The sequence below is a fragment of the Streptomyces deccanensis genome (assembly GCF_022385335.1).
Taxonomy (GTDB): Bacteria; Actinomycetota; Actinomycetes; order Streptomycetales; family Streptomycetaceae; genus Streptomyces; species Streptomyces deccanensis.
In genome coordinates this window covers 4,322,875-4,344,589 of the sequence record NZ_CP092431.1, presented here as the reverse complement: position 1 = coordinate 4,344,589, position 21,715 = coordinate 4,322,875, and the positions used below count along the sequence as shown (strand labels likewise).

At 72.3% G+C, this 21,715-nt stretch carries 22 protein-coding genes; 13 read left to right on the top strand and 9 right to left on the bottom strand.

The genetic code is table 11. From position 1 onward, the window contains the following. Window positions 1-73: 73 nt before the first annotated feature. A complete protein-coding gene (locus tag L3078_RS19265) occupies window positions 74-3,436 on the bottom strand; it encodes a S41 family peptidase (protein ID WP_239755129.1) in 3,363 nt (1,120 codons plus the stop codon). A gap of 770 nt (window positions 3,437-4,206) precedes the next feature. Between L3078_RS19265 and L3078_RS19260 the strand changes: the two genes are divergently transcribed. The 3 genes from L3078_RS19260 (at window position 4,207) to L3078_RS19250 (ending at window position 7,976) form a co-directional block, all read left to right on the top strand. After that, a complete protein-coding gene (locus L3078_RS19260; protein ID WP_239755128.1) occupies window positions 4,207-4,812 on the top strand; it encodes a TetR/AcrR family transcriptional regulator in 606 nt (201 codons plus the stop codon). 167 nt (window positions 4,813-4,979) lie between these two features. Continuing rightward, window positions 4,980-7,301, top strand: coding sequence for an MMPL family transporter (locus L3078_RS19255; RefSeq protein WP_239755127.1), 2,322 nt, complete (start codon window positions 4,980-4,982; stop codon window positions 7,299-7,301). Between the two features lie 147 nt (window positions 7,302-7,448). After that, entirely contained in the window at window positions 7,449-7,976 is a 528-nt protein-coding gene (locus L3078_RS19250; RefSeq protein WP_239760379.1) for a DinB family protein, read from the top strand. 28 nt (window positions 7,977-8,004) lie between these two features. Here L3078_RS19250 and L3078_RS19245 read toward each other — a convergent pair whose 3' ends face one another. Next, window positions 8,005-8,469, bottom strand: coding sequence for a hypothetical protein (locus L3078_RS19245; protein WP_239755126.1), 465 nt, complete (start codon window positions 8,467-8,469; stop codon window positions 8,005-8,007). 71 nt (window positions 8,470-8,540) lie between these two features. Between L3078_RS19245 and L3078_RS19240 the strand changes: the two genes are divergently transcribed. The 3 genes from L3078_RS19240 (at window position 8,541) to L3078_RS19230 (ending at window position 10,449) form a co-directional block, all read left to right on the top strand. Continuing rightward, window positions 8,541-9,068: a hypothetical protein gene (locus L3078_RS19240; RefSeq protein ID WP_239755125.1), complete on the top strand. Its 528-nt coding sequence runs from the start codon at window positions 8,541-8,543 to the stop codon at window positions 9,066-9,068. Window positions 9,069-9,126: 58 nt separating this feature from the next. Beyond that, a complete protein-coding gene (locus tag L3078_RS19235) occupies window positions 9,127-9,444 on the top strand; it encodes a hypothetical protein (protein ID WP_239755124.1) in 318 nt (105 codons plus the stop codon). A 108-nt stretch (window positions 9,445-9,552) separates the two neighbouring features. Then, window positions 9,553-10,449, top strand: coding sequence for an intradiol ring-cleavage dioxygenase (locus L3078_RS19230; protein WP_239755123.1), 897 nt, complete (start codon window positions 9,553-9,555; stop codon window positions 10,447-10,449). Here L3078_RS19230 and L3078_RS19225 read toward each other — a convergent pair. Together L3078_RS19225 and L3078_RS19220 are read right to left on the bottom strand one after the other, a co-directional pair. Then, on the bottom strand, window positions 10,433-11,131 hold the full coding sequence (locus L3078_RS19225) for a histidine phosphatase family protein (protein ID WP_239760378.1): 699 nt from the start codon (window positions 11,129-11,131) through the stop codon (window positions 10,433-10,435). The genes L3078_RS19230 and L3078_RS19225 overlap by 17 nt on opposite strands. 247 nt (window positions 11,132-11,378) lie before the next feature. Then, the gene (locus tag L3078_RS19220; protein ID WP_239755121.1) at window positions 11,379-11,726 is read right to left on the bottom strand and encodes an SsgA family sporulation/cell division regulator; all 348 of its coding nucleotides are present in this window, start codon (window positions 11,724-11,726) and stop codon (window positions 11,379-11,381) included. A 285-nt stretch (window positions 11,727-12,011) separates the two neighbouring features. Here L3078_RS19220 and L3078_RS19215 point away from each other — a divergent pair, with 285 nt between their 5' ends. The 6 genes from L3078_RS19215 (at window position 12,012) to L3078_RS19190 (ending at window position 17,284) form a co-directional block, all read left to right on the top strand. Further along, window positions 12,012-13,088: an energy-coupling factor ABC transporter permease gene (locus L3078_RS19215; protein WP_239755119.1), complete on the top strand. Its 1,077-nt coding sequence runs from the start codon at window positions 12,012-12,014 to the stop codon at window positions 13,086-13,088. A 1-nt stretch (window position 13,089) separates the two neighbouring features. Continuing rightward, a complete protein-coding gene (cbiQ, locus tag L3078_RS19210; protein ID WP_239755118.1) occupies window positions 13,090-13,851 on the top strand; it encodes a cobalt ECF transporter T component CbiQ in 762 nt (253 codons plus the stop codon). Beyond that, a complete protein-coding gene (locus tag L3078_RS19205; RefSeq protein ID WP_239755116.1) occupies window positions 13,839-14,633 on the top strand; it encodes an energy-coupling factor ABC transporter ATP-binding protein in 795 nt (264 codons plus the stop codon). The genes cbiQ and L3078_RS19205 overlap by 13 nt, the downstream gene beginning before the upstream one ends. Window positions 14,634-14,850: 217 nt before the next feature. Continuing rightward, window positions 14,851-15,324, top strand: a complete 474-nt coding sequence (locus L3078_RS19200; RefSeq protein ID WP_239755115.1) for a MarR family winged helix-turn-helix transcriptional regulator — start codon at window positions 14,851-14,853, stop codon at window positions 15,322-15,324. A 168-nt stretch (window positions 15,325-15,492) separates the two neighbouring features. Continuing rightward, window positions 15,493-15,975, top strand: a complete 483-nt coding sequence (locus L3078_RS19195) for an organic hydroperoxide resistance protein (protein WP_239755114.1) — start codon at window positions 15,493-15,495, stop codon at window positions 15,973-15,975. 133 nt (window positions 15,976-16,108) lie between these two features. After that, complete coding sequence (locus L3078_RS19190; protein ID WP_239755113.1) at window positions 16,109-17,284, top strand: serine hydrolase domain-containing protein; 1,176 nt, start codon at window positions 16,109-16,111, stop codon at window positions 17,282-17,284. A 212-nt stretch (window positions 17,285-17,496) separates the two neighbouring features. Here the strand turns inward: L3078_RS19190 and L3078_RS19185 are convergent, their stop codons facing one another. The 5 genes from L3078_RS19185 to L3078_RS19165 form a co-directional block, all read right to left on the bottom strand. Then, window positions 17,497-18,507 (bottom strand): helix-turn-helix domain-containing protein, encoded by a 1,011-nt coding sequence (locus tag L3078_RS19185; protein WP_239755112.1) that lies wholly within the window; start codon window positions 18,505-18,507, stop codon window positions 17,497-17,499. A 124-nt stretch (window positions 18,508-18,631) separates the two neighbouring features. Then, window positions 18,632-18,907, bottom strand: a complete 276-nt coding sequence (locus tag L3078_RS19180; protein WP_033532019.1) for a DUF1876 domain-containing protein — start codon at window positions 18,905-18,907, stop codon at window positions 18,632-18,634. Window positions 18,908-19,007: 100 nt separating this feature from the next. Further along, window positions 19,008-19,853 carry a DMT family transporter gene (locus L3078_RS19175; RefSeq protein ID WP_239755111.1) on the bottom strand — a complete coding sequence of 282 codons (846 nt, stop codon included), beginning with the start codon at window positions 19,851-19,853 and terminating at the stop codon, window positions 19,008-19,010. Continuing rightward, window positions 19,850-20,368, bottom strand: a complete 519-nt coding sequence (locus L3078_RS19170) for a YbaK/EbsC family protein (RefSeq protein ID WP_239755110.1) — start codon at window positions 20,366-20,368, stop codon at window positions 19,850-19,852. Before L3078_RS19170 ends, L3078_RS19175 begins: the two co-directional genes overlap by 4 nt. A gap of 106 nt (window positions 20,369-20,474) precedes the next feature. Next, complete coding sequence (locus tag L3078_RS19165; RefSeq protein ID WP_239755109.1) at window positions 20,475-20,852, bottom strand: MerR family transcriptional regulator; 378 nt, start codon at window positions 20,850-20,852, stop codon at window positions 20,475-20,477. A 76-nt stretch (window positions 20,853-20,928) separates the two neighbouring features. Here L3078_RS19165 and L3078_RS19160 point away from each other — a divergent pair, with 76 nt between their 5' ends. After that, on the top strand, window positions 20,929-21,657 hold the full coding sequence (locus tag L3078_RS19160) for an SDR family oxidoreductase (protein ID WP_239755108.1): 729 nt from the start codon (window positions 20,929-20,931) through the stop codon (window positions 21,655-21,657). Window positions 21,658-21,715: the final 58 nt, after the last annotated feature.

Genomic DNA, 21,715 nt, shown 5'->3' with positions numbered 1-21,715 from the left:
CGCGTTCCGCCGGGCCGGGCCGCCGCTCCTGGGTTCCTGGGGGCCGTTCCTGGGGGCGGGCCGCCGTTCCTTTTTACGACGTTGTTCTCGGGGGGAGTTGGGGGCGGGCCCTGTTCGGGACGTTGGTGTAGTCCGGGGGAGTTGCCGGGGGGTGGGACTTCAGGAGGTTCAGGGAGAGGGTCACCGCTGCTTCGAGTTGGGTGTTGCGGCCCTCGGCCCAGTCCAGGGGGGTGCGGAGGGTTTCCAGGTCCGGGGTGACGCCCCGGTTCTCGACGGTCCAGCCGTACGCGTCGAACCAGGCCGCGTTCATGGGCACCGTGATGACCGTGCCGTCGCCGAGCTGGTGGCGGCCGGTCATGCCGACGACGCCGCCCCAGGTGCGCTGCCCCACGACGGGGCCGAGCTGCAGCAGCTTGAACGCGGCGGTGATCATGTCGCCGTCGGAGGAGGTCGCCTCGTCGGCCAGGGCGACGACGGGACCGCGCGGGGCGCTCGACGCGTACGACACCGGCTGCGCGTTCCTCGTCAGGTCCCACCCCAGGATGGTGCGGGTCAGCTTCTCCACCACCAGTTCGCTGATGTGGCCGCCCGCGTTGCCGCGCACGTCGACGATCAGGGCGGGCCGGGAGACCTCCAGGCGCAGGTCGCGGTTGAACTGGGCCCAGCCGGAACCGCCCATGTCCGGGATGTGCAGATAGCCGCAGTGGCCGCCGCTCAACTCCCGTACGACCTCACGGCGTTTGGCGACCCAGTCCTGGTAGCGCAGGGGGCGTTCGTCGATGAGGGGGACCACGGCGACCCGGCGGGGGCGCTCCTCCCCCTCGGTGTCGGAGGTGTCGGAGTTGTCGGACGTGTCGGTGGGGCCGTCGGGGGAGTGGTGCGCGAAGGTCAGCTCGACCGTCGTGCCGCCCGCGCCCGCCAGCAGGGGGTACGGGCCCGTCGTCGGGTCCACCGGACGGCCGTCGACGTGGGTGAGCGCCGCGCCCTCCCGGATGCCGGTGCCGGCCAGGGGCGAGCGCGCCTTGGAGTCGGAGGAGTCGCCGGGCAGGATGCGGCGGATCGTCCAGTCGTCGCCCCGGCGGACGAAGTTGGCGCCCAGGAAGCCCTGGCGGCGCTGGTAGTGGGGCGGGCCCTCGTTGCGGCGCGACGGGGAGACATAGGCGTGGGAGGTGCCGAGTTCGCCGAGCACCTCCCGCAGGAGGTCGGCGAACTCGTCGGGGGAGGCGACCCGTTCGACCAGCGGGCGGTACTGGGCGAGGACCCCGTCCCAGTCGATGCCGCTCATCCTCGGGTCCCAGAAGTACGCGCGGATCAGCCGGCCGGCCTCCTCGTACGACTGGCGCCACTCGGCGCCCGGGTCGACCTCGTGCGGGATGCGCCGCAGGTCGATCCAGACCGTCGTGTCGCTGTCGCCCAACTCGGTGGCGGGTACGGCCCGCAGGTCGCCCTCGTCCACGACGACGAGCCGTGAGCCGTCGCCGCTGACCGCGAACCAGTCCAGGTGGTCGACGAGTTCGGACTTCTTCGCCCTGCTGATGTTGAAGTATTCGAGGGTCGGGCGCCCGGTCATGTCGTCCGGGTTGGCGAAGGTCTCGCCCAGGGCGCCCGAGATCGGCCAGCGCAGCCAGACCAGGCCGCCGCCCGCGACCGGGTACAGCGCCGAGTACTTCGAGGCGGTGACCGGGAACGGCGTGACACGGTTCGCCAGGCCCTCCGTCTCCACGGTCACCGTGCCGTCGGAGCCCTCGTCCTCGGTCGGGTCCATGCCCCCGGCGACCGGGCGGCCGTCCGGGTTCAGGGCGAAGGGGGAGGGCGTGGCGGAGGAGAGCGGGACCAGGTAGGGGCGGCAGCCGAGCGGGAAGGACAGGTCGCCGGTGTGCACGTCGTACACCGGGTCGAAGCCGCGCCAGGACAGGAAGGCGAGGTAGCGGCCGTCGCTCGTGAACACCGGGTTCTCGTCCTCGAAGCGGCCGTTGGTGACGTCGACGACCGTCCGGTCCTTCATCCGGGCCATCTTGATCTGGCGCAGGCTGCGGCCGATGCCGGGGTGGGACCAGGTCAGCCAGGCGCCGTCGGGGGAGAAGGCGAGGTCGCGGACGGGGCCGTTGAGGGAGGTGATGAGTTCGGTGACCTCGCCGTCCGACTCCTCGGTCTCCGCGGCCGCGGCGGCCTTGTCGGGCACGGTCAGCAGGAGGACGCGGCCGTCGTGCGAGGCGACGGCGAGACGTTCGCCGCGCGGGTCGGACACGAGCTCCAGGACGCGGCCCAGCTCGCCGGAGGCGAGGCGGCGGGGCTCGCGCGCGCCGGTGGCCCGGGGGAGGTGGGCGATCTCGATCGCGTCCTCGCCGTCCGCGTCCGTCACGTACGCCACCTGGCCGCTGGAGCCCAGCATCTCCGGCAGCCGGACGCGGACGCCCGGGGTGTCGGCGATGGTGCGGGCGGGGCCGTCGCGGTGGGTCAGCCAGTAGAGGCTGCCGCGTACGACGACCGCGCTCGCCCGGCCGGTGTCGTCCACGGAGATGCCGTCGACGTGCTGGGCGGCCGGCACCTGGTACGGCCGCCGTCCGGTGCGCGCGCCGCCGAGCCGTACGTCGAGGCGGCGCGGGACGGCGTCGGCGGCGAGGTCGTCGACGAGCCACACCTCGCCCGCGCACTGGTACACCACCCGCGTGCCGTCGCTGGCCGCGTGCCGGGCGTAGAACGCGTCGTGGTCGGTGTGACGGCGCAGGTCGGAGCCGTCGTAGGCGCAGGAGTACAGGTTGCCGACGCCCTCGTGGTCGGAGAGGAAGGCGATCCGGCCGCCGACGAACATGGGCGAGTGCAGATGGCCGTCGAGGTCGGCCAGCAGCCGCTCGCCGTGCAGCCAGAGGCGGCCCGTGGCGCCGCCCCGGTAGCGCTTCCAGGAGGCCGGTTCGTGCGGGGGCGTGCCGGTGAGCAGCAGGGTGCGGCGCTCGCCGTCGATCTCGGCGGACTGGATGTCGGAGACCGGGCCCCAGGGCAGTTTGCGGCCGGGGTCGCCGTCGGGGCGGACCTTGTAGGCCCACGTGAAGTACGAGAACGGCTCGCCGTGGGAGGCGACGGCCAGGATGTCCGAGCGGCCCTCCCGGTCCGGGGGCGTCCAGCCGCGGACCTCGGTGTCGGGGCTGCCCCAGTGGGTGAGCCGGCGCGCGGGGGCGCCGCCGTCCACCGGGGTCAGGTGGATCTCCGGGAGGATGCTTCGCCAGCTCGTGTACGCGATGTGCCGGCCGTCGGGCGAGAAGCGCGGGGTGGCGACCTTCGTACGGTCGACGGTGAGCCGCCAGGCGCGGTCCGAGCCGTCGAGCGGGGCCAGCCACAGGTCGTCCTCGGCGACGAAGCAGAGGTGGTCGCCGCTGAGGTGGGGGTGGCGGAGGTAGCCGGAGTCCCGGCCCGTTCCTTGCTCGTAACTGTCGCTCACCTACCCATGTTTTTCCGACCGGGGGGCACCGGCAACTTCTACGCTCGGCGCCTGGGGCCGGGGGGCGACGGGGTGATCGACGGGGCGGCGGCCGGGTGATCGACGGGTGATCGGCTGGTGACTGATGAGTAGATCGGCCGGGTGACCCGTGGGTGGCTGGCCGGGTGGCCGGTGGGTGGTCGGCCGGGCGACCCGTGGGTGGTCGACCGGATGGGCCGACCCTCGCCCCCGTGTGCGGTGGGTGCTCGACTGGATGGCCGACGGGATGACCGGCCCCGCGACCCGGCGCGTGAGCGACCGCTTCACCGGCGACCGTGTGCGCACGGCGTGGGCGACTGCGTCGCCGCCCGTGTGACGACTGCTTGACCGGGCCGTGTGCCCACCGCGTGGCCGCCTGTGTGCCAACTGCGTGGCCGGTCGTGTGCCCACCGCGTGGCGGACCGCTTGACCGACCGTGTGCGCCCCGCGCGGCCGACCGCTTGGCCGCCGGTGTGCCCACCGCGTGTGCCCTCCGCGTGTGCCGACCGTGGGCTGACCGCGCGTGGCCGGACCCCGTGCCACCGCGTGGCCGACCGCCTGTCCGTCGCGTCGCCGGCCGCGTGACCCAGCGCACGAACGAAACGGTTTCGTTTTCTTCGGGTCTCGCGCTATCGTTAAGCGTACGAAACCGTTTCGTTCGGGAGCGGGTGTCCGGCCGGTGTCATGCGTGCCGTGTCGCACGGCCGGTAGCCTTGGCGCCTCGAACGCGCAACCGCAGCAAGGGGAGTGGGATGACTGAGACCGCGACGGCGCGCCGCAGTCGGATCACGCCCGAGCGCGAGGCCGAGCTCTACGCGGCCGTCCTCGACCTGCTCCGGGAGGTCGGCTACGACGCCCTCACCATGGACGCCGTGGCCGCCCGCACCCGGTCCAGCAAGGCCACCCTCTACCGCCAGTGGGGCGGCAAGGCCGAGCTGGTCGCGCGGGCGATGCGGCACAACAAGCCGCACTCCGACATCGGCTCGGTCGACACCGGATCCCTGCGGGGTGACCTGCACGCCCTGGTGATGACCACCGATGACTGCACCATGGAACAGAACAACGCGCTGATGCGGGGTCTGGCCATGGCGGTGCACGGAAACCCCGACCTGCTGAAGGCCTTCCGTGAACTGATCATCGAGCCGGAGATGCTGGAGCTCCGCCGTGTGGTGCAGCGCGCCGTCGACCGGGGCGAGGTCCGTCCGGACAACCCCGCCATCGACTACGTGGTGCACATGTTCGTGGGCGCCTTCGTCGCGCGGGGCATGATCGAGGACCGGCCGCCCACGCAGAGCTTCCTCCGGACGTACCTCGACGCCGTGGTGCTCCCCTCCCTCGGCGTGTCAACCACCCGCTAGATCCCCGTAGTTCGGCACGAACCCCGTCCGACCCACCGCTCAAGTCGTCGGGCTGATCACCCCTGCCCCACCGTGCCCCACCCCGCCCTGCCTCCTTCCTCCCCACGGCACGGGCTGATCCGTCCTGCCCTCCTGCACCTCCACGACCTGAACGGGAGTACGCCCCCGTGGCCACATTCCTCTACAAACTCGGTCGACTCGCCTTCCGGCGACGACACTTCGCAGCCCTGATCTGGGTGGCCCTGCTGACGCTCGCGGGCGTCGGTGCCGCCTCCGCGCCCGCCGCGGGCTCGTCCTCCTTCTCCATCCCCGGCACCGAGGCCCAGAAGGCCTTCGACCTGCTGGAACAGCGCTACCCCGGGATGAGCGCCGACGGTGCCACCGCCCGGGTCGTCTTCAAGGCGCCCGAGGGCGAGAAGATGGCCGACGCCGCCAACAAGGCGATCGTCGAGAAGACCGTCGCGGAGCTGGGCGACGGCTCCGAGGTGGTCTCCGTCAGCGACCCGTTCACCACCAGGGCGGTCAGCCGGGACGGGACGATCGCCTACGCCTCGGTGACGTACAAGGTCCCGGCCATGGAGCTGAAGGACTCCTCCAGGGAGGCGCTGGAGGCCACCGCGCACAAGGCGCAGGACGCCGGGCTGACCGTCGAGATGGGCGGCGACGCCCTCCAGGCCGAGCCCGAGACGGCCGTCGCCGGTGAGATCATCGGCCTGGCCATCGCCGCCGTCGTCCTCGTCATCACCCTGGGCTCGCTCGTCGCGGCCGGGCTGCCGCTGCTGACGGCGATCATCGGCGTCGGTATCGGTGTCTCCACCATCACCGCCCTCGCGAGCGCGCTCGACCTCGGCGACACCACCTCGACGCTCGCCCTGATGATCGGGCTCGCGGTCGGGATCGACTACGCGCTGTTCATCGTCTCCCGCTACCGGTCCGAACTGGCCGAGGGGCGTGAGCGCGAGGACGCGGTCGGCCGGGCCGTCGGCACCGCCGGGTCGGCGGTGGTCTTCGCGGGCCTCACCGTCGTGATCGCGCTGGCCGGCCTCGCGGTCGTCAACGTCCCGATGCTGACCAAGATGGGTCTCGCGGCGGCCGGCACGGTCGTCATCGCGGTCCTCATCGCCCTCACCATGATCCCGGCGCTGCTCGGCTACGCGGGCCGCAAGGTCCGGCCGACCGGCGAGAAGGGCGGGCTGCTGGGGCGCCGCAAGGGGAAGGGCTCCGCCAACGCCTCCGCCGAGGGACCCGCGAACGGCTCCGCCGGGGAGCACACGGAAGGGGCCGGCTCCGCCAAGGGGGCCGTCGCGAGCAAGCCCAGCCTGGGCACCCGCTGGGCGAGCTTCGTCGTCCGTCGTCCGGTCGCCGTGCTGCTGCTCGGCGTGGTCGGCCTCGGCGCGGTCGCGCTCCCCGCCACCCGGCTCGAACTCGGCCTGCCCGACGACGGTTCGCAGCCGACGTCCACCACGCAGCGCCGGGCGTACGACCTGCTCTCCGAGGGCTTCGGGCCCGGTTTCAACGGCCCCCTGATGGTCGTCGTCGACGCCGAGGACAGCGCGTCGCCGAAGGAGGCCGCCACCGCGGTGACCGACGAGATCAAGGGGCTCAAGGACGTCGTCACGGTGACCCCGGCGACGTTCAACAAGGCCGGTGACACCGCGATGATCACGGTGATCCCGGAGTCCAAGCCGTCCTCGACACAGACCGAGGACCTGGTGCACGCCATCCGTGACGCGGGCGCCGGCGTGGCGGCCGACACGGACGCGAAGGTGCTGGTCACCGGTGCCACCGCGATGAACATCGACTTCTCGCAGAAGCTCACCGACGCGCTGATCCCGTATCTGGCGCTGGTGGTGGGGCTCGCCTTCCTCCTGCTGATCGTGATCTTCCGGTCGATCCTGGTGCCGCTGAAGGCGGCCCTCGGCTTCCTGCTCAGCGTGCTGGCCGCGCTCGGCGCCGTGGTCGCGGTCTTCCAGTGGGGCTGGCTGGCGGGGCTCATCGGGGTCGAGGAGACCGGCCCGATCATGTCGATGATGCCGATCTTCATGGTGGGTGTCGTCTTCGGTCTGGCGATGGACTACGAGGTGTTCCTCGTGACCCGGATGCGTGAGGCGTACGTCCACGGCGAGAACCCGCACCAGGCCGTGGTGACCGGCTTCAAGTACAGCGCCCGGGTGGTCGCGGCCGCCGCGGCGATCATGATGGCCGTCTTCGCCGGCTTCATCGGCTCCGGCGAGTCGATGATCAAGATGATCGGCTTCGGGCTCGCCATCGCCGTCTTCTTCGACGCGTTCGTGGTCCGCATGGCCATCGTCCCGGCCGTCCTCGCCCTCCTGGGCGAGAAGGCCTGGTGGCTGCCGAAGTGGCTCGACCGCGCGCTGCCCAACGTCGACGTCGAGGGCGAGGGCCTGCGGGCGCACGACGACGCGGCGAGGACGTCGGCCGAGGACGACGAGGACAAGGACGAGGACAAGCCGCTGGTACGCGTCTGACGCGCGGCGAGGACCGCCGGTGAGGGCCCGTGGGGACGGGCGCCCTCACCGGCTCTCGCGTGCCGGGGTAACCATGACGGTGTGACCGAAGAGACGGAACAGACCGAACTGACCGAGCGGACCGAGCGGACCGAGCGGACCGCACAGATCAGCAGCACACCCCAGGGAACCCGTGACGACCGCGTCGGGCCGCCGCATCGCGGCACCGAGCGTGAGACGCTCCGGGCCTTTCTCGACTATCACCGCGCGACACTCGCCATGAAGTGCGCGGGGCTGACGGACGAGGAGCTGCGGCGGCGGTCGATGCCGCCGTCCACGCTGACCCTGCTGGGCCTCGTACGGCACATGGCCGAGGTGGAACGGGCGTGGTTCCGCCGGGTGTTCGAGGATCACGACGCGCCGATGGTGTGGTCGAAGGAGATCGACTTCCAGGCGGCGTACGACGCGAGCGCCTCGACGCGGGCGGAGGCGTTCGGGGCGTGGGAGGCGGAGGTGGAGACCTCGCGGCGGATCGAACGGGAGGCGGAGTCACTGGACCTCGTCGGCCACCAGCCGCGCTGGGGCGAGGACGTCTCGCTCCGCATGGTCATGGTCCACGTCCTGCTGGAGTACGGCCGCCACAACGGCCACGCGGACTTCCTGCGGGAGGGGGTGGACGGGACGGTGGGGGCGTGAGGGGCCGGGGCGCGGGGGCCGTCGTCGCCTAGAGGTGCTGCTTGGCGGTGTTGATGAGGTGGGCGATGCCGTCCCGGGTCCGCACCCGGCGCTCGACGAACTCCGGCTTGCTGTCGGTCTTGAGGACGGCGGTGACCTCGGCGAGTACGGTCTCGGCGGCCCGGCTCAGTTCCTCGTCGGCCGTGAGCATCTGTACGCGGAACAGGGCCTCCTGCGCGGCGGACCGCAGGTCGTACGCGCGGACGCGGACCGTGTCGGGGTCCTCGGGCGGGGGCTGTTCGTGCTCGCAGAACCACAGGTGGACCAGGGCGCGGCGGTAGTTGATCAGCGCGCCGGCGTACACGGAGTAGGCGTCGAGACGTTCCTGACGGAGCTTCTCGCGACGGGTGAACTCGTGGGTCCGGTCGGTGGCGCGCTGTTGATGGGCGAGCGTCAGCCCCGACCCGAGCAGCGTCCCGAGCACGGCCATGGCACTGGCGATGATGGTCTCCACCCGCCAAGCTGATCACGCGACGACAGCCCACGACAGTGGCTACCGGCGAAGCACGAGGGGATGGGGCGGGGGTGGCGGGATGGTCGGAGAGGCTGCGGCAGGCGTTCCTGAGGTTCGACCGGCGCCACGGTGGGGCGGAGCCGCCCCCGAGGGCGCAGGTGTTCCTGGCCCGGCATCCGGTGGCGGCCGGAGTGGTCTTCGGCGTGCTGCTGGGCGGCCTGGTCGGGTGGGCGCTCGCCGCGTTCCACGATCCGGCGCGGCTGCTGAGGGTGGTGGCGGTCGGTCTGTGCGGAGGCCTGTTCATCTGGCTCGTCTGCCGCTTCGAACGCCGCCGCCAGGCCCACTACGTCCGTGCCGGAGGCTTCCGCTGGGACGCTCCCCGGCCGCTCGTCCGGGACGCGGACACCCTGCCGGTCTGGCTGGAGGGCCTGCTCTGGCTCAGCCACTGGACCGTCTGCCTCGTACTGCTCTGGCTCGTCGGCCGACTGCGGGACCCGCCCTTCACCTGGGTCCAGTGCGCGGTCTACGCCGCGTTCATCGTGGTCGGCGGCTGGGCCGTGCACCTGGTCAAGGAGCGTCGCCGACGCCGAGGAGGCTGAGGAAGGGGCTTGCGACCAGGGAGGCAGAGGTGGACGTCGAGCCAGTGGTGGGGAGAGCGTGAGCTCCTTCGGAGTCCGGTCAGGGGGCCGTGCGGACCGGCGAGTCGCCGTCGGTGTCGGCGCCGGGAACGTCGTGCTGTGCTGTGTGCTGCTCCTGGTCGCCATCGGCGCGCTGTTCGTGGAGCCCACCACCCGGGCCGAGGAGACCGAGGCCGGGCAGCTCGCGGGCCGGATCTACGGGTGCTGGTTCCTGGGTGGGCTGGTCCTGTTCCCGGTGTTGCGGATGACGCGGACGTGGGTCGTCCACCTGGCCACGATGATCGTGACGCCCGTCGTGCTGTTCGCGTTCGTGGTGCTGTCGGCGGTGGCGCTGTGACGCGCCCCGACGCCCACGTCATGGGGAAGGCCTGGGAATCGCACAGGAAGTGCTCATAGCATCACGCGCATTCCATGACGGGAACATTCGGAAAGCGCGGTTCCGTAGATGAGCACAGCATCCAAGAGCGGTGGCGGTCAGGCGCACGGGCACGGGCATGGCCACGACCACCACCACGACGACGAGTTGGACAGAGGGCTCTCGTACGACCTGCCCGTGTTCGCCCGCCGTCGCATGATCAGACTGCTGGCCGGCGCGAGCATGGTCCCGCTGGTGGCGGCCTGTTCCTCGGACGACTCCGGCAGCGGCTCCGCCTCGGACCCGGCCTCCGCCGGCTCGTCCTCGTCCTCCTCGTCGTCCGGCACCTCCGGCGCCGACTGCGAGGTCATCCCCAGCGAGACGGCCGGCCCGTACCCCGGTGACGGCTCGAACGGACCGAACGTCCTCGAGGACAGCGGAGTCGTCCGGCGCGACCTCACCAGGAGCTTCGGCTCCTCCAGCGGTGTCGCCGAAGGCATCCCGCTGACGATCACGCTGACGGTCGTCGACCAGTCCTCCGGCTGCGACGCCCCGAAGAAGGGCGCGGCCGTCTACCTGTGGCACTGCGACCGGGAGGGCAGGTACTCGCTCTACTCCGACGGCGTCACCGAGGAGAACTACCTGCGCGGCGTCCAGGAGACCGACGCCGAGGGCCGGCTCACCTTCACCTCGATCTTCCCCGGCTGCTACCCCGGCCGCTGGCCCCACATCCACTTCGAGGTCTACGACAGCCTCGACGACGCCACCGCCACCCGGGACATCGCCGTCACCTCGCAGCTCGCCTTCCCCAAGGACGTCTGCGACACCGTGTACGCGACGGACGGCTACGGCGACAGCGTCCAGAACCTCGGCGAACTCTCCCTGGAGACCGACATGATCTTCAGAGACGGCTACGACCAGCAGCTCGCCACCGTCGAGGGCAGCACCGACAAGGGCTACACGGCCACGCTCACCGTGGCGGTGTAGGCGGCGTGGTCGGGGAGCCGGCCGGTTCCGGCGGGGCGAGGTGTGTCGTGTCGCCCCACCGCGCCAGCCGCAACCGCCGCCCGTCGTTCTCCCACCGCGAGACCGAGGCGTTGGGGACGGGCGGCAACCGGTCGGGGGCCGTCGCGCCGAGCCCCGCGCACACGAGGCGTACGGCGACGGCGATCGCGTCGTGGGCGATCAGGAGGACACGGCGGCCGGGCGCGACACGGTCCAGCTCGCCCACGAAGTCCCGTATCCGCAGCACCACATCGGCCAGCGCCTCACCGCCCGGCGGGCGGTAGAACCACTCGCCGACCTGGGCCCGCCGGGCCGCCTCCTCCGGTGCGCGGGCCCGCAACGCGGCCGGCGGGTGCATCTCGAACATCCCCATCTCCCGGTCCCGCAGCCGCTCGTCGACCAGCAGCGGGGGCGGGACCACACCGGGATGCCCCGCCATCACCTCCCACGTCTGCCGCGCCCGCGCGTACGGCGAACACACCACCAGATCCGGGCCCACGGGACCGGGCAACCCCGCCAGCCATCCACCCAGCGCCACGGCCTGCGTGCGGCCCAGGTCGGAGAGGGGGACGTCCGCGCCGCGGCCTGGGAGGGGCACCGTCGACCCCGTCCGCTCGGCCTCGTCGTAGGCCACGTTCGCCGTGCTCTGCCCGTGCCGCACCACCCACAGCGCGGCGAGTGCGTACGGCGGCGCGAGGCCCTCACCGGGCGCCGACGCGAGCCCCTCACCCGGGGCCGATGCGAGCCCCTCACCGGGCGCCGACGCCAGCCCCTCACCGGGCGCCGTCGTGCTCCCCGTACCGGTGGCGTCGTCCATCCGCGCTGTCATGTGTCCCCCATGCCTCGGCGACCCGGGCCTCCGTGTCGGTCGCCGTCATGCATACCCCCGGGGGCGCCCCGGACGCTTCGCGTCAGTGCGGCACCGGCGTCGCCGTGTACGTCCGCCGCAGGAAGCGGATCAGCGCCTTGGTGTCGAACTGCATCACCGCCACCTCCCCCTTGGCGGAGTGGAACTCCATGACGGCCTGGACCCGGCCGCAGGGCCAGATGCTCACGGGGCCCGAGGTGGTCGGGGTGCGCAGACCACGTTCGAGGAGCTCACGGGAGAAGGACCACTCGTCGGGGCCGGGGAGCCGTACGCGTACGGCCGAGGCATCGGTGTCGGGGTCGTAGCGGAGAAGGACCGGCACGGTGTCCCGGTCCTCGGGGGAGTCCGTGACGACATGGGCCCGGGCGTACTGCTCGACGGTGACGGACATCGAACGGCTCCTCACGCTGAGTGACACAAGCAGAAGCTGTGAATCCGCTGTCCACTGCCTCTCCAATGTCGCATATTTTCGGCCGCGCGCTCCCGGAAGTCCTGGAAGGGCGCTGCAAGGTGCCTGTAAGAGCCACCGGTGAGCCACGGCATCCGGCGACCCCTTGGCTAATAGGTAGGTCGGCGCTCTTGCAAGAGGGTCGCAATAAGGCTCTATCATCGTAAGGTTCCAGCCAGCGCGTCCCCACTCGGTGGCCCGGCCCCCACCAGGAGAGCGAGCCCTCGTATGCATGTCCCCGACGGATTCATCAACGCCCCCGTCTCGGCGGTCGCCGGAGTCGTCGCCGCCGGTGCGGTCGCCGTGAGTCTGCGTGGTGCCCGGCGTGAGCTGGACGAGCGGACGGCGCCCCTCGCCGGGCTCGTCGCCGCGTTCATCTTCGCGGTGCAGATGCTGAACTTCCCCGTCGCGGCCGGGACGAGCGGACATCTGCTCGGCGGGGCCCTGGCCGCGATACTCGTGGGCCCCTATACCGGGGTCCTCTGTGTGTCCGTGGTGCTCCTCATGCAGGGCATCCTCTTCGCGGACGGCGGTCTCACCGCCCTCGGCGTGAACATCACGATCATGGGGGTGGTCACCTCCGTCGTCGGTTACGCCGTCTTCCGCGCGCTGGTCAGGATCCTGCCCAGGACGAGGCGCTCGATCACCGCCTCCGCCTTCGTCGCCGCGCTGATCTCCGTGCCCGCCTCGGCCGCCGCCTTCACCCTCGTCTACGCGATCGGCGGCACCACGGACGTACCGATCGGCTCGGTCCTCACCGCGATGGTCGGCGTCCACACCCTCATCGGCATCGGTGAGGCCGCGATCACCGCCGCCACGGTCGGCGCGGTCGTCGCCGTACGCCCCGACCTCGTGCACGGCGCCCGGGGCCTGACCGCCCCGCTCAAGCTCCGGGTGAACGGCGAGCTGGTGGACGCGCCCGCCACCGCCCCCGCCACCCAGCCGGCCGGCCCGCCCGCCGCGGCCCACTCGACCCGCAAGGTGATCCTCGCCGGCCTCGGCGTCTCGCTCCTCCTCGCCGGAGTCGTCAGCTTCTACGCCTCCGCCGACCCCGACGGTCTGGAGAAGGTCGCCGCCGACAAGGGCTTCGACGCCAAGGTCGAGGACCATGCCGCCGCCGACTCCCCGCTCGCCGACTACGGCGTCGAGGGCCTCTCCGACGCCCGTCTCGCCGGTGGCCTCGCGGGCGTGATCGGGGTCGGCGTCACCGTCGTCGCCGGCACGGGGATCTTCTGGGCCGTCCGCAAGCGGCGCGCCGGAGAGGACGACGCCGCGTCCCCGACCTCCGTGCCCGAGAACGCCTGACATGGGCGCCGGCCACGTCCACAAGCTCTACCGGCACGCGCACTCGCCCGTGCACGCCCTGCCGCCGCACACCAAACTCGCGGCCGTCTTCGCCTTCGTGGTCGTCGTGGTGTCGACGCCCCGGGAGGCGATGTGGGCGTTCGGGCTGTACGCCGTGCTGTTGGGCGTGGTCGCGTACGTGGCCCGCGTGCCCGCCGGGTTCCTGCTCCGGCGGCTGCTGATCGAGGTCCCGTTCGTCGCGTTCGCCGTGCTGATGCCGTTCGTGGCGCAGGGCGAGCGCGTCGAGGTCCTCGGGATGTCGCTGAGCGTCAGTGGACTGTGGGGCGCCTGGAACGTCCTCGCGAAGGGGACGCTGGGCGTCGCCGCCTCCGTCCTCCTCGCCTCCACCACCGAACTCCGCGAGCTGCTGCTCGGCCTGCAACGCCTCAAACTCCCGCCGCTGCTCGTCCAGATCGCGTCCTTCATGATCCGCTACGGCGATGTGATCACCGACGAATTGCGGCGCATGCGGATCGCGCGCGAGTCACGCGGCTTCGAGGCGAGCGGCGTACGGCACTGGGGAGTGCTCGCCAAGACGGCCGGGGCGCTGTTCATCCGCTCCTACGAACGGGGCGAGCGGGTCCATCTGGCCATGGTCAGCCGGGGGTACGCGGGCACCATGCCCGTCATCGACGAGGTGACCGCGTCCCGGGCGCAGTGGTCGTACGCCTTCGCCCTCCCGGTCGCCGCGCTCGTCGTCTGTCTGCTGGGATGGAGCCTGTGACCGCGTCCGAGAACTCCGTGCCCCCATCCCTCGAAGTGCCCCCGTCCCTCGAAGTCGCCGGGCTCGCCTTCGCCTACCCGGACGGCCATCAGGCCCTGTTCGGGGTCGACTTCACCGTCGGACGCGGCGAACGCGTCGCGCTGCTCGGGCCGAACGGGGCCGGCAAGACCACCCTCGTGCTGCACCTCAACGGCATCCTCACCGGGGGCGCGGGCACGGTGACCGTCGCCGGGATGCCCGTCGGCAAGCGGCACATGGCCGAGATCCGGCGGAAGGTCGGCATCGTCTTCCAGGACCCCGACGACCAGCTCTTCATGCCGACCGTGCGGGAGGACGTGGCCTTCGGGCCGGCGGCGGCGGGCATGGCGGGGGCCGAGCTGGAGGCCCGGGTGGACCGGGCCCTCGAACAGGTCGGCATGGCGGAGTTCAAGCAACGGCCGCCGCACCACCTGTCCTTCGGGCAGCGGCGGCGGGTGGCCGTGGCGACGGTGCTCGCCATGGAGCCGGAGATCCTTGTCCTCGACGAGCCGTCCTCCAACCTCGACCCGGCGTCGCGGCGCGAACTGGCCGACATCCTGCGGTCGTTGGACGTCACAGTCCTCATGGTCACGCACGATCTGCCGTACGCGCTCGAACTGTGCCCGCGGTCGCTGATCCTCAGCGAGGGGGTGATCGCGGCGGACGGTCCGACGGGGGAACTCCTCGTCGACGACGCGCTGATGCGTGCGCATCGGCTGGAACTGCCGTTCGGGTTCGATCCACGGTCGGTGCGGGTGGGGTAGGGGCGGCGGTCGGGGGTTCGGGGTGCGTCGTCGGGTGCGGGTGCGGGTGCGGGTGCGGGTGCGGGTGCGTGGGGCTTCTCGCGCAGTTCCCCGCGCCCCTGAAAAGCAGGGGCTGCGCCCCGTGCTTTCAGGCCCGCAGCGCCTGACGCTTTCAGGGGCGCGGGGAACTGCGCGAGCGACCCCACCGGACCCGCGGACGAAAACGGCGTCCGCGACAATGGACCCTGTGACAGACCAAGCGGATGCGCCCCGGCATGGCTCACTGCTCCTAGACGAGCAGTTGTGCTTCGCGCTCTACGCGGCCCAGCGCGCGGTCACCGCCGCGTACCGCCCGCTGCTCGACGAACTCGGCCTGACCTACCCGCAGTACCTGGTCATGCTCTCCCTCTGGGAGCACGGCGAGACCAGCGTCAAGGAGCTGGCGGGCACCCTGCGGCTCGACTACGGCACGGTCTCGCCGTTGCTGAAGCGGCTGGAGGCGGCCGGACTGCTGCGTCGGGAGCGGTCGCCGCGCGACGAGCGCTCGGTGCGGATCGCCCTCACCGGCCGCGGTGAACAGCTCCGCGACCGCGCGGCCGCCGTCCCCGCCACCCTCGCCGCCACGACCGGCCTGCACGGCCCCGAAGTGGCCCGGCTGCGTGAGGAGCTGTGGCAGCTGACGGCGCGGGCGACCAAGGCGGCGGGCCGCTGAGCGCGCCCGCGGCGGGCCGTTGAGCGCGGCCGAAGGTGACCTTGTGTTACCCATGGTTACTACCCCCTGGTAACCGCTGTCCCCTACCGACCGGTACCTTGTGCACGATGTATTCGTGCGCGCCTGTCCTGGGGAGGCCACGCGCTCGTCCCGGGGGAGGCCAAGGGAATGACTGACGACACCGCGGTGGAGACCCGTTCCGATACGCGTCCCGACACCCGCACCGACACCCGCCCGACGAAGATCATGTACGTCGCCGAGGCCACCGCGCACGGCGGTCGGGACGGCTACATCAGCAGTCAGGACGGCCAGATCGACCTCAAGGTCGCCATGCCCCCGGCGATGGGCGGCGACGGCGACGGCACCAACCCCGAGCAGTTGTTCGCCGCCGGGTACAGCTCCTGCTTCCACAACGCGCTGGTCCTCGTCGGCCGCCGCGCGGGCTACGACCTCACCGGCTCCACCGTCGCCGCGAAGGTCGGCATCGGCCCCAACCAGCAGCGCGGTTACGGCCTCGCCGTCGCCCTCAGCGTCTCCCTCCCGATCATCGACCAGGAGATCGCGGCCAAGCTCGTCGACGCGGCTCACCAGGTCTGCCCGTACTCGAACGCGACCCGCGACAACATCGACGTCACGATCGTGCTGGGCTGAGGCGACCCACCCGGCAGGCCCGGCCCCGGCCGGAGGAATCCGGGGCCGCGCGTGTACGTTGCACCCGTCGTCGTGGCGAGTTCGTCGTGGCGAGTACGGCAGTACGGCGGGTGAACGGACAGGGAGCGCCGACGTGGACGTGAACGGCATGGTCGCCGAGGGCTTCGAGCCGGTCAGGGCCGCGTTCGTACGCAACTTCGAGGCGCTCGGCGAGCGGGGCGCGGCGGTCGTCGTGTACCGGCACGGGCGCAGGGTCGTCGACCTGTGGGCCGGCACCCGGGACGTCGACGGCACCGAACCCTGGCAGCGGGACACCGCCCAGATCATGCGCTCGGCGACCAAGGGCGTCGCCGCCGCCGTACCGCTGCTGCTGGCCGAGCGCGGGGAACTGGACCTCGACGCGCCGGTGGGCCGGTACTGGCCGGAGTTCAAGACGCAGGGCAAGGACCGAGTGTTGGTGCGGCACGTGCTCAACCACCGTGCCGGGCTCCCGGTCCTCGACCACCCCCTCACCCCCGCCGAGGCGCTGGACCCGCGCCGGGGCCCGGAGGCCGTCGCCGCGCAGGCCCCGGCCTGGGAGCCCGGCACCGCCCACGGCTACCACCCCCTCACCTACGGCTGGCTGCTCGACGAACTGGTCCGGCGGGTGACCGGCCGGGGCGCCGGCGAGTGGATCGCGTCCGACATCGCCGCCCCGCTGGGCCTGGCCGGGGACCTGTGGCTGGGCCTGCCGGACTCGGTGGCGGCGACGGGCCGGGTCGGCCGCGCCGGACGCCTGGAGTCGGCTCCCGAGCCCACCGGCGGCCTCCGGGTCCGCGCCAAGCGGTCGGTCACCGAGGCCTACGACGACCCCGACTCCCTCACGCGTCGCGCGTTCGCCGCGATCACCCCGTTCCCCGACCAGAACGACCCCGCGTACCGCGCGTCCGCGCTCCCGGCGACAAACGGCATCGCCACGGCGGACGGCCTGGCCCGCTTCTACGCGGCGCTCGCCGGAGAGGTCGACGGCGTACGGCTGTTCGCCCCGGCGACCCTGGCCGCGGCCCGCGCCGAGGAGTCCTCCGGTCCCGACCGCGTCCTCGTCATCAACACCCGCTTCGGACTCGGCTACATGCTCCACGGCACCGCCTCCCCGCTGCTGGCCCCGACCTCTTTCGGCCACCCCGGCCGAGGCGGCCCGCTCGGCTTCGCCGACCCCGAGTCCGGCATCGCCTTCGGCTACGTCACGAACGGCTACCGCAAGACGGTGACGGCGGACCCGAGGGCCCAGGCACTGGTGGCGGCGGTGAGAACGGCGCTGAAGGCGTGACGGGCGGCGGGGGCCACCGGCGCGCGGCGGCGCCGCGGAGCGCGGTCGTCACGGCGAGCGGCCGGACCGGCCCAGGGCTCCCCCGCGTTGTCCTGGCCCGATCCCGGAGGTCCGGACGGCCGCCCTCCGCGGCGGCGATCACCAGGATGCGCCGAAATCCCCCGCATGTCGTTGGCAGACGGTCCACGGTCACTTGGCAACGAGTGCACTGCTCACGCCCCGTCGGCGGCCACCCGGCGGCGCAGCTCACTTGGCGGCACCCCGTACGCCGTACGGAACGCCCGACTGAACTCGGCCGCCCGCGGAAACCCCCAGCGCGCCCCGATCGCGTGGATCGGCGTGGCCCGCAGCACGGGGTCGGGGGCGGTGAGATCGCGGTACGCGTTCCGCAGCCGCTGGTCGCGGACGTACGTCGCGACGGTCAGGCCCTCCGACTGGAACAGCCGGTGCAGATAGCTGCGTGAGATGTGGTGGGCGGTGGCGATGGCCGCCGGGGTGAGGTCGGGGTCGGCCAGATGCCGCCGTATGAACACCTTGACGTTCAGCAGCAGCGTCCGCCGGTGGGCCTCCGGCGTCAGCCGCGGCTCCGTGTCGGCGACGTGGCCGAAGAGCGCGGTGACCAGATCGGCGACGACCGTGCCGAGGCGGGGCGCGTCGGCCGGCCCGTACGGGCTCGTGTCCTCCGCCAGCCGCAGCAGGAACTGCGCGAGCAGCGCGCCGACGCCCTCCCGCCCCGACAGACGGTTGCCGACCACCCGGTCCGCCTTGTGCGCGGGCAGGGCGACGAGGGAGCGCGGTATCTCGACGCCGACGGTGGTGACCGGTTCGGTGCCGGTGAGGATGTCGTACGCCATCGAGGTGCAGTTGACGTGGAAGTCCTGCGCCTCGTACGCGATTTGCTGCCTGCCCCAGCTGGCGGCGCCCTCGCCCTGGAGGAGGAGGGAGAGATGGAACGTCTCCGGGTCGGACTGCCGCACCATCCTCGGCGTGCGGCGGAAGACGATCGGGTCGAAGGTGGCGGACCAGATCGTCACGTCGCCGAGGGCGATCAGACGCTGGTGGGCGTGATAGTCGGCGGCGGGGTGGTGGCCGCGGTCCGCCGTCGACAGGGGGATGGGGACCAGATCCATGGGCGCGTGCGTCCGCCGCAGCAGCTCCGCCCAGGCCTCGAACCGGGCGTCCACCGGGAGGTCCACGGACCGGAAGACCGACTCGTGCAACACGGAGTCAGTCAACCACAGGGCGGAACCTGGCCTGTTGGGCGCCCGGGACCCCGGCCGCGCGGGGGCGGCCGGGGTGGGACGCGCCTCGTCGCCGGGCGCTCGTGGGTGGTCTGTGCAGAGGGCTTCAGAGGGCTATCGGGTGGGACGTCCTGCCCGATGCCTCGTCTATCTCGTCGTGGGCCTTGGTGAGGAGCTTCATGGCGAGCTCGTTCAGGGCCCTGGCCCCGGCTATCTCCTCGCCGACCCGGGGCTGGTTGGCGTCGGTCTGGTGACGGCTGGCGTAGCCGTTGGCCCGCACCTCCTTCCCGTCGGGGAGCCGTACGAGGGCCGCCGCCCGTGTGCGCTGATCGTCCTCCTGGAACTCCAGCTCGATGTGCCATCCGACTGCGGTCTTCATCATCACGATCACCTCCGGAACCGCTCTTTCCAGAGTGCTCCTCCCCGCCGGGGGATGCACGGCCTGTGCGGTGTCCGTCCCGCCTCCTCGGCCTGCTCGGCGCCTACCCGGCCCGCAGCATCAGCCCGATCCCCACCACCAGCAGCCCCGCCGCCACCAGCCGGGGCGCCCCGAACCGCTCCTTGAAGAACACCGCCCCGATCGCCGCCCCCACGATGATCGACGACTCCCGCAGGGCGGCGATGGGTGCCAACTCCGCCTTGGTCTGGGCCCACAGGACCAGCCCGTACGCCACCACGGACAGCGCCGCGCCGAGGAGGCCCACCCCGGCGAACGGTCGGAGCAGCGCGACCGTCTCCCCGCGCCACCGCCAGGCCGCGTACGCGGGGATCGCGAGCCCCTCCAGCGCCATCAGCCAGGCGATGTAGCTCATGGCGGACCCGGAGGCCCGGACACCGAGACCGTCGACGACCGTGTACGCGGCGATCGACAGGCCCGTGGCCAGCGCCGCCCCGATCGCCGCCCAGTGCGGCCGGCCGCCGCGCAGACCCCACAGCGCGACCCCGGTCAGCCCGGCGCAGCTGAGCAGGATGCCGGCCGCCGCCCAGCCGTCCGGCACCTCGTGCGCGAAGACGGCGGCGAGGACGGTGACGACGAGGGGCGCCGAGCCGCGCGCGATCGGGTACGCCTGGCCGAAGTCGCCCAGCCTGAAGGACGTCATCAGCAGCACGTAGTACACGAGGTGGATGACCACCGAGGCGATCAGGTACGGCCACGCGGCGGAGTCCGGGAGCGGGACGAACGGCACCATCGCGAAACCGATCAGCGCGCCGCCGCCGGATATGAGCGTGAACCCGACGAGCTTGTCGGTGATCCGGTGGGCGATCGCGTTCCAGCTCGCGTGGGTGACGGCGGCGAGCAGCACCGCCGCGGTGACGAGGGGCGTCACGCGTCGCGCTCACGCTCGCGGACGTCCACCAGGGTGGCGCCCGCGTGTGCGATCAGCGCCTTCGGGTCCATGGGGAAGACGGTGTACGGGGTGCCGGCCGCCGCCCACACCGTCGCGTGGGCGAGGAGCGAGCGGTCCGCGAGGACACGTGTGCGCGTCCGGTGCCCGAAGGGCGGGACGCCGCCGATCGCGTACCCGGTCGTCTCCCGTACGACGTCGGCGCGGGCCCGGGTGACCTTCGTGGCGCCGAGTTCACGCCGGACCAGTTCCACGTCGACGCGGGACGCGCCGTCCATCAGCACCAGCACGGGGACGCCGTCCGCCGCGAAGATCAGCGACTTGCAGATCTCGCTCAACTCGCAGCCGAGGGCGGCGGCGGCCTCCGCGGCGGTGCGGGTGGCTTCCGGGAAACGGCGGATGCGGGGGTGGAGGTCGCCGAGGCCGAGGGTGGTGAGGGCCTCGGCGAAGCGGGGGTGGGCTGAGGAGCCGTCGGTGTCCTGCGCGTCGGTGGTCATGCGCGCACGGTAGTGGTGGGTGTAGCGGCCATGCGACTGGGTTCCCGCGCCCCTGCCGTCGGCTCGGATCGGCGGCTCCGGCCTCAGAGGTCTGGCGCGGCCGCGCCTACGGGTGCGTGTCCGTGATCGCGATGACCTTGTCGAGGTGGTCCAGGGCTGCCTGCAGGTCGTCGATCTGCGCCTGGATGCGCTCGCGCTCGGCGCGCAGCATGGCTCGTTGCCCGGCGTCGGTGTGCCCGGAGGCCCAGCACGGCATGAGTTCGGTGATCCTCCGGCTGGTCAGGCCGGCGGCGAACATCTGCTGGAAGAACCGGACCAGGGCGATGGCGTCCTGCCGGTACAGGCGCTGGCCGGACGGGCTGCGCTCCGGTACGAGCAGCCCTTGCTGCTCGTAGTAGCGCACGGCGCGCACCGAGACACCGGCACCTCGCGCCACCTCGCCGATGCGGATCAGCCGCTCGGCCGCGGCCCCTGTCACCGTCATGGTGATTCCTCTCACCCCGGGCCCTGACGATCAGCACTTGCCTCTGACGTTGGCGTCAGGTTTTAGCGTACCGGCCATGGACATCAACAACTCCGTCGCCCTTGTCACCGGAGCCAACCGCGGCCTGGGCCGCGCCTTCGCCCAGCGCCTGCTCGAACGGGGCGCCCGCAAGGTCTACGCGACGGCCCGTCGACCGGAGACCGTGGACCTGCCCGGGGTCGAGGTGCTGCCCCTCGACATCGCCGATCCCGCGTCCGTGAGGGCCGCCGCCGAGGCCGCCCCGGACGTCTCGCTGCTCATCAACAACGCGGGAATCAGCACGGGGACCGACCTGGTGACCGGTTCGCTGGACGCGGTGCGGCACGAGCTGGAGACCAACATGTTCGGCCACCTGGGAATGATCCGGGAGTTCGCGCCGACGCTCGCCGGCAACGGCGGGGGCGCGATCGTCAACGTCCTCTCCGCCATGTCGTGGTTCGGGGGCAAGGGCGCGGGCGCCTACCACCTGACCAAGGCCGCCGCCTGGGCCATGACCAACGGCGTCCGCCTGGAACTCGCCGAGCAGGGCACGCTCGTCACAGCGGTGCACCTCGGCCTGGCCGACACCGACATGGCGGCGGGCTGGCCCGTGGCCAAGCTCGCGCCGTCGGACCTGGCCGACGCGGCGCTCGACGGCGTCGAGGCGGGCTCCGCCGAGGTACTCGCCGACCAGTGGAGCCGGGACGTCAAGTCCCGGCTGCCGCTGACGCCGGAGGAGTTCAACGCCGCGATGGGCCGCGCACTGGCGGCGCTGATGGCGGCCTGAGGAGCCCCCCCCCGCGGGCCGCACGGACTTCGGCCGGCTGTTTCGTCATCCGTCGCCT

Coding starts and splice junctions, on each gene's coding strand:
- L3078_RS19260 (WP_239755128.1), top strand. CDS start 4,207: ATGACTGAGACCGCGACGGCGCGCCGCAGTCGGATCACGCCCGAGCGC.
- L3078_RS19200 (WP_239755115.1), top strand. CDS start 14,851: ATGGACCCTGTGACAGACCAAGCGGATGCGCCCCGGCATGGCTCACTG.
- cbiQ (WP_239755118.1), top strand. CDS start 13,090: ATGGGCGCCGGCCACGTCCACAAGCTCTACCGGCACGCGCACTCGCCC.
- L3078_RS19160 (WP_239755108.1), top strand. CDS start 20,929: ATGGACATCAACAACTCCGTCGCCCTTGTCACCGGAGCCAACCGCGGC.
- L3078_RS19180 (WP_033532019.1), bottom strand. CDS start 18,907: ATGATGAAGACCGCAGTCGGATGGCACATCGAGCTGGAGTTCCAGGAG.
- L3078_RS19165 (WP_239755109.1), bottom strand. CDS start 20,852: ATGACGGTGACAGGGGCCGCGGCCGAGCGGCTGATCCGCATCGGCGAG.
- L3078_RS19205 (WP_239755116.1), top strand. CDS start 13,839: ATGGAGCCTGTGACCGCGTCCGAGAACTCCGTGCCCCCATCCCTCGAA.
- L3078_RS19170 (WP_239755110.1), bottom strand. CDS start 20,368: ATGACCACCGACGCGCAGGACACCGACGGCTCCTCAGCCCACCCCCGC.
- L3078_RS19195 (WP_239755114.1), top strand. CDS start 15,493: ATGACTGACGACACCGCGGTGGAGACCCGTTCCGATACGCGTCCCGAC.
- L3078_RS19220 (WP_239755121.1), bottom strand. CDS start 11,726: ATGTCCGTCACCGTCGAGCAGTACGCCCGGGCCCATGTCGTCACGGAC.
- L3078_RS19230 (WP_239755123.1), top strand. CDS start 9,553: ATGAGCACAGCATCCAAGAGCGGTGGCGGTCAGGCGCACGGGCACGGG.
- L3078_RS19215 (WP_239755119.1), top strand. CDS start 12,012: ATGCATGTCCCCGACGGATTCATCAACGCCCCCGTCTCGGCGGTCGCC.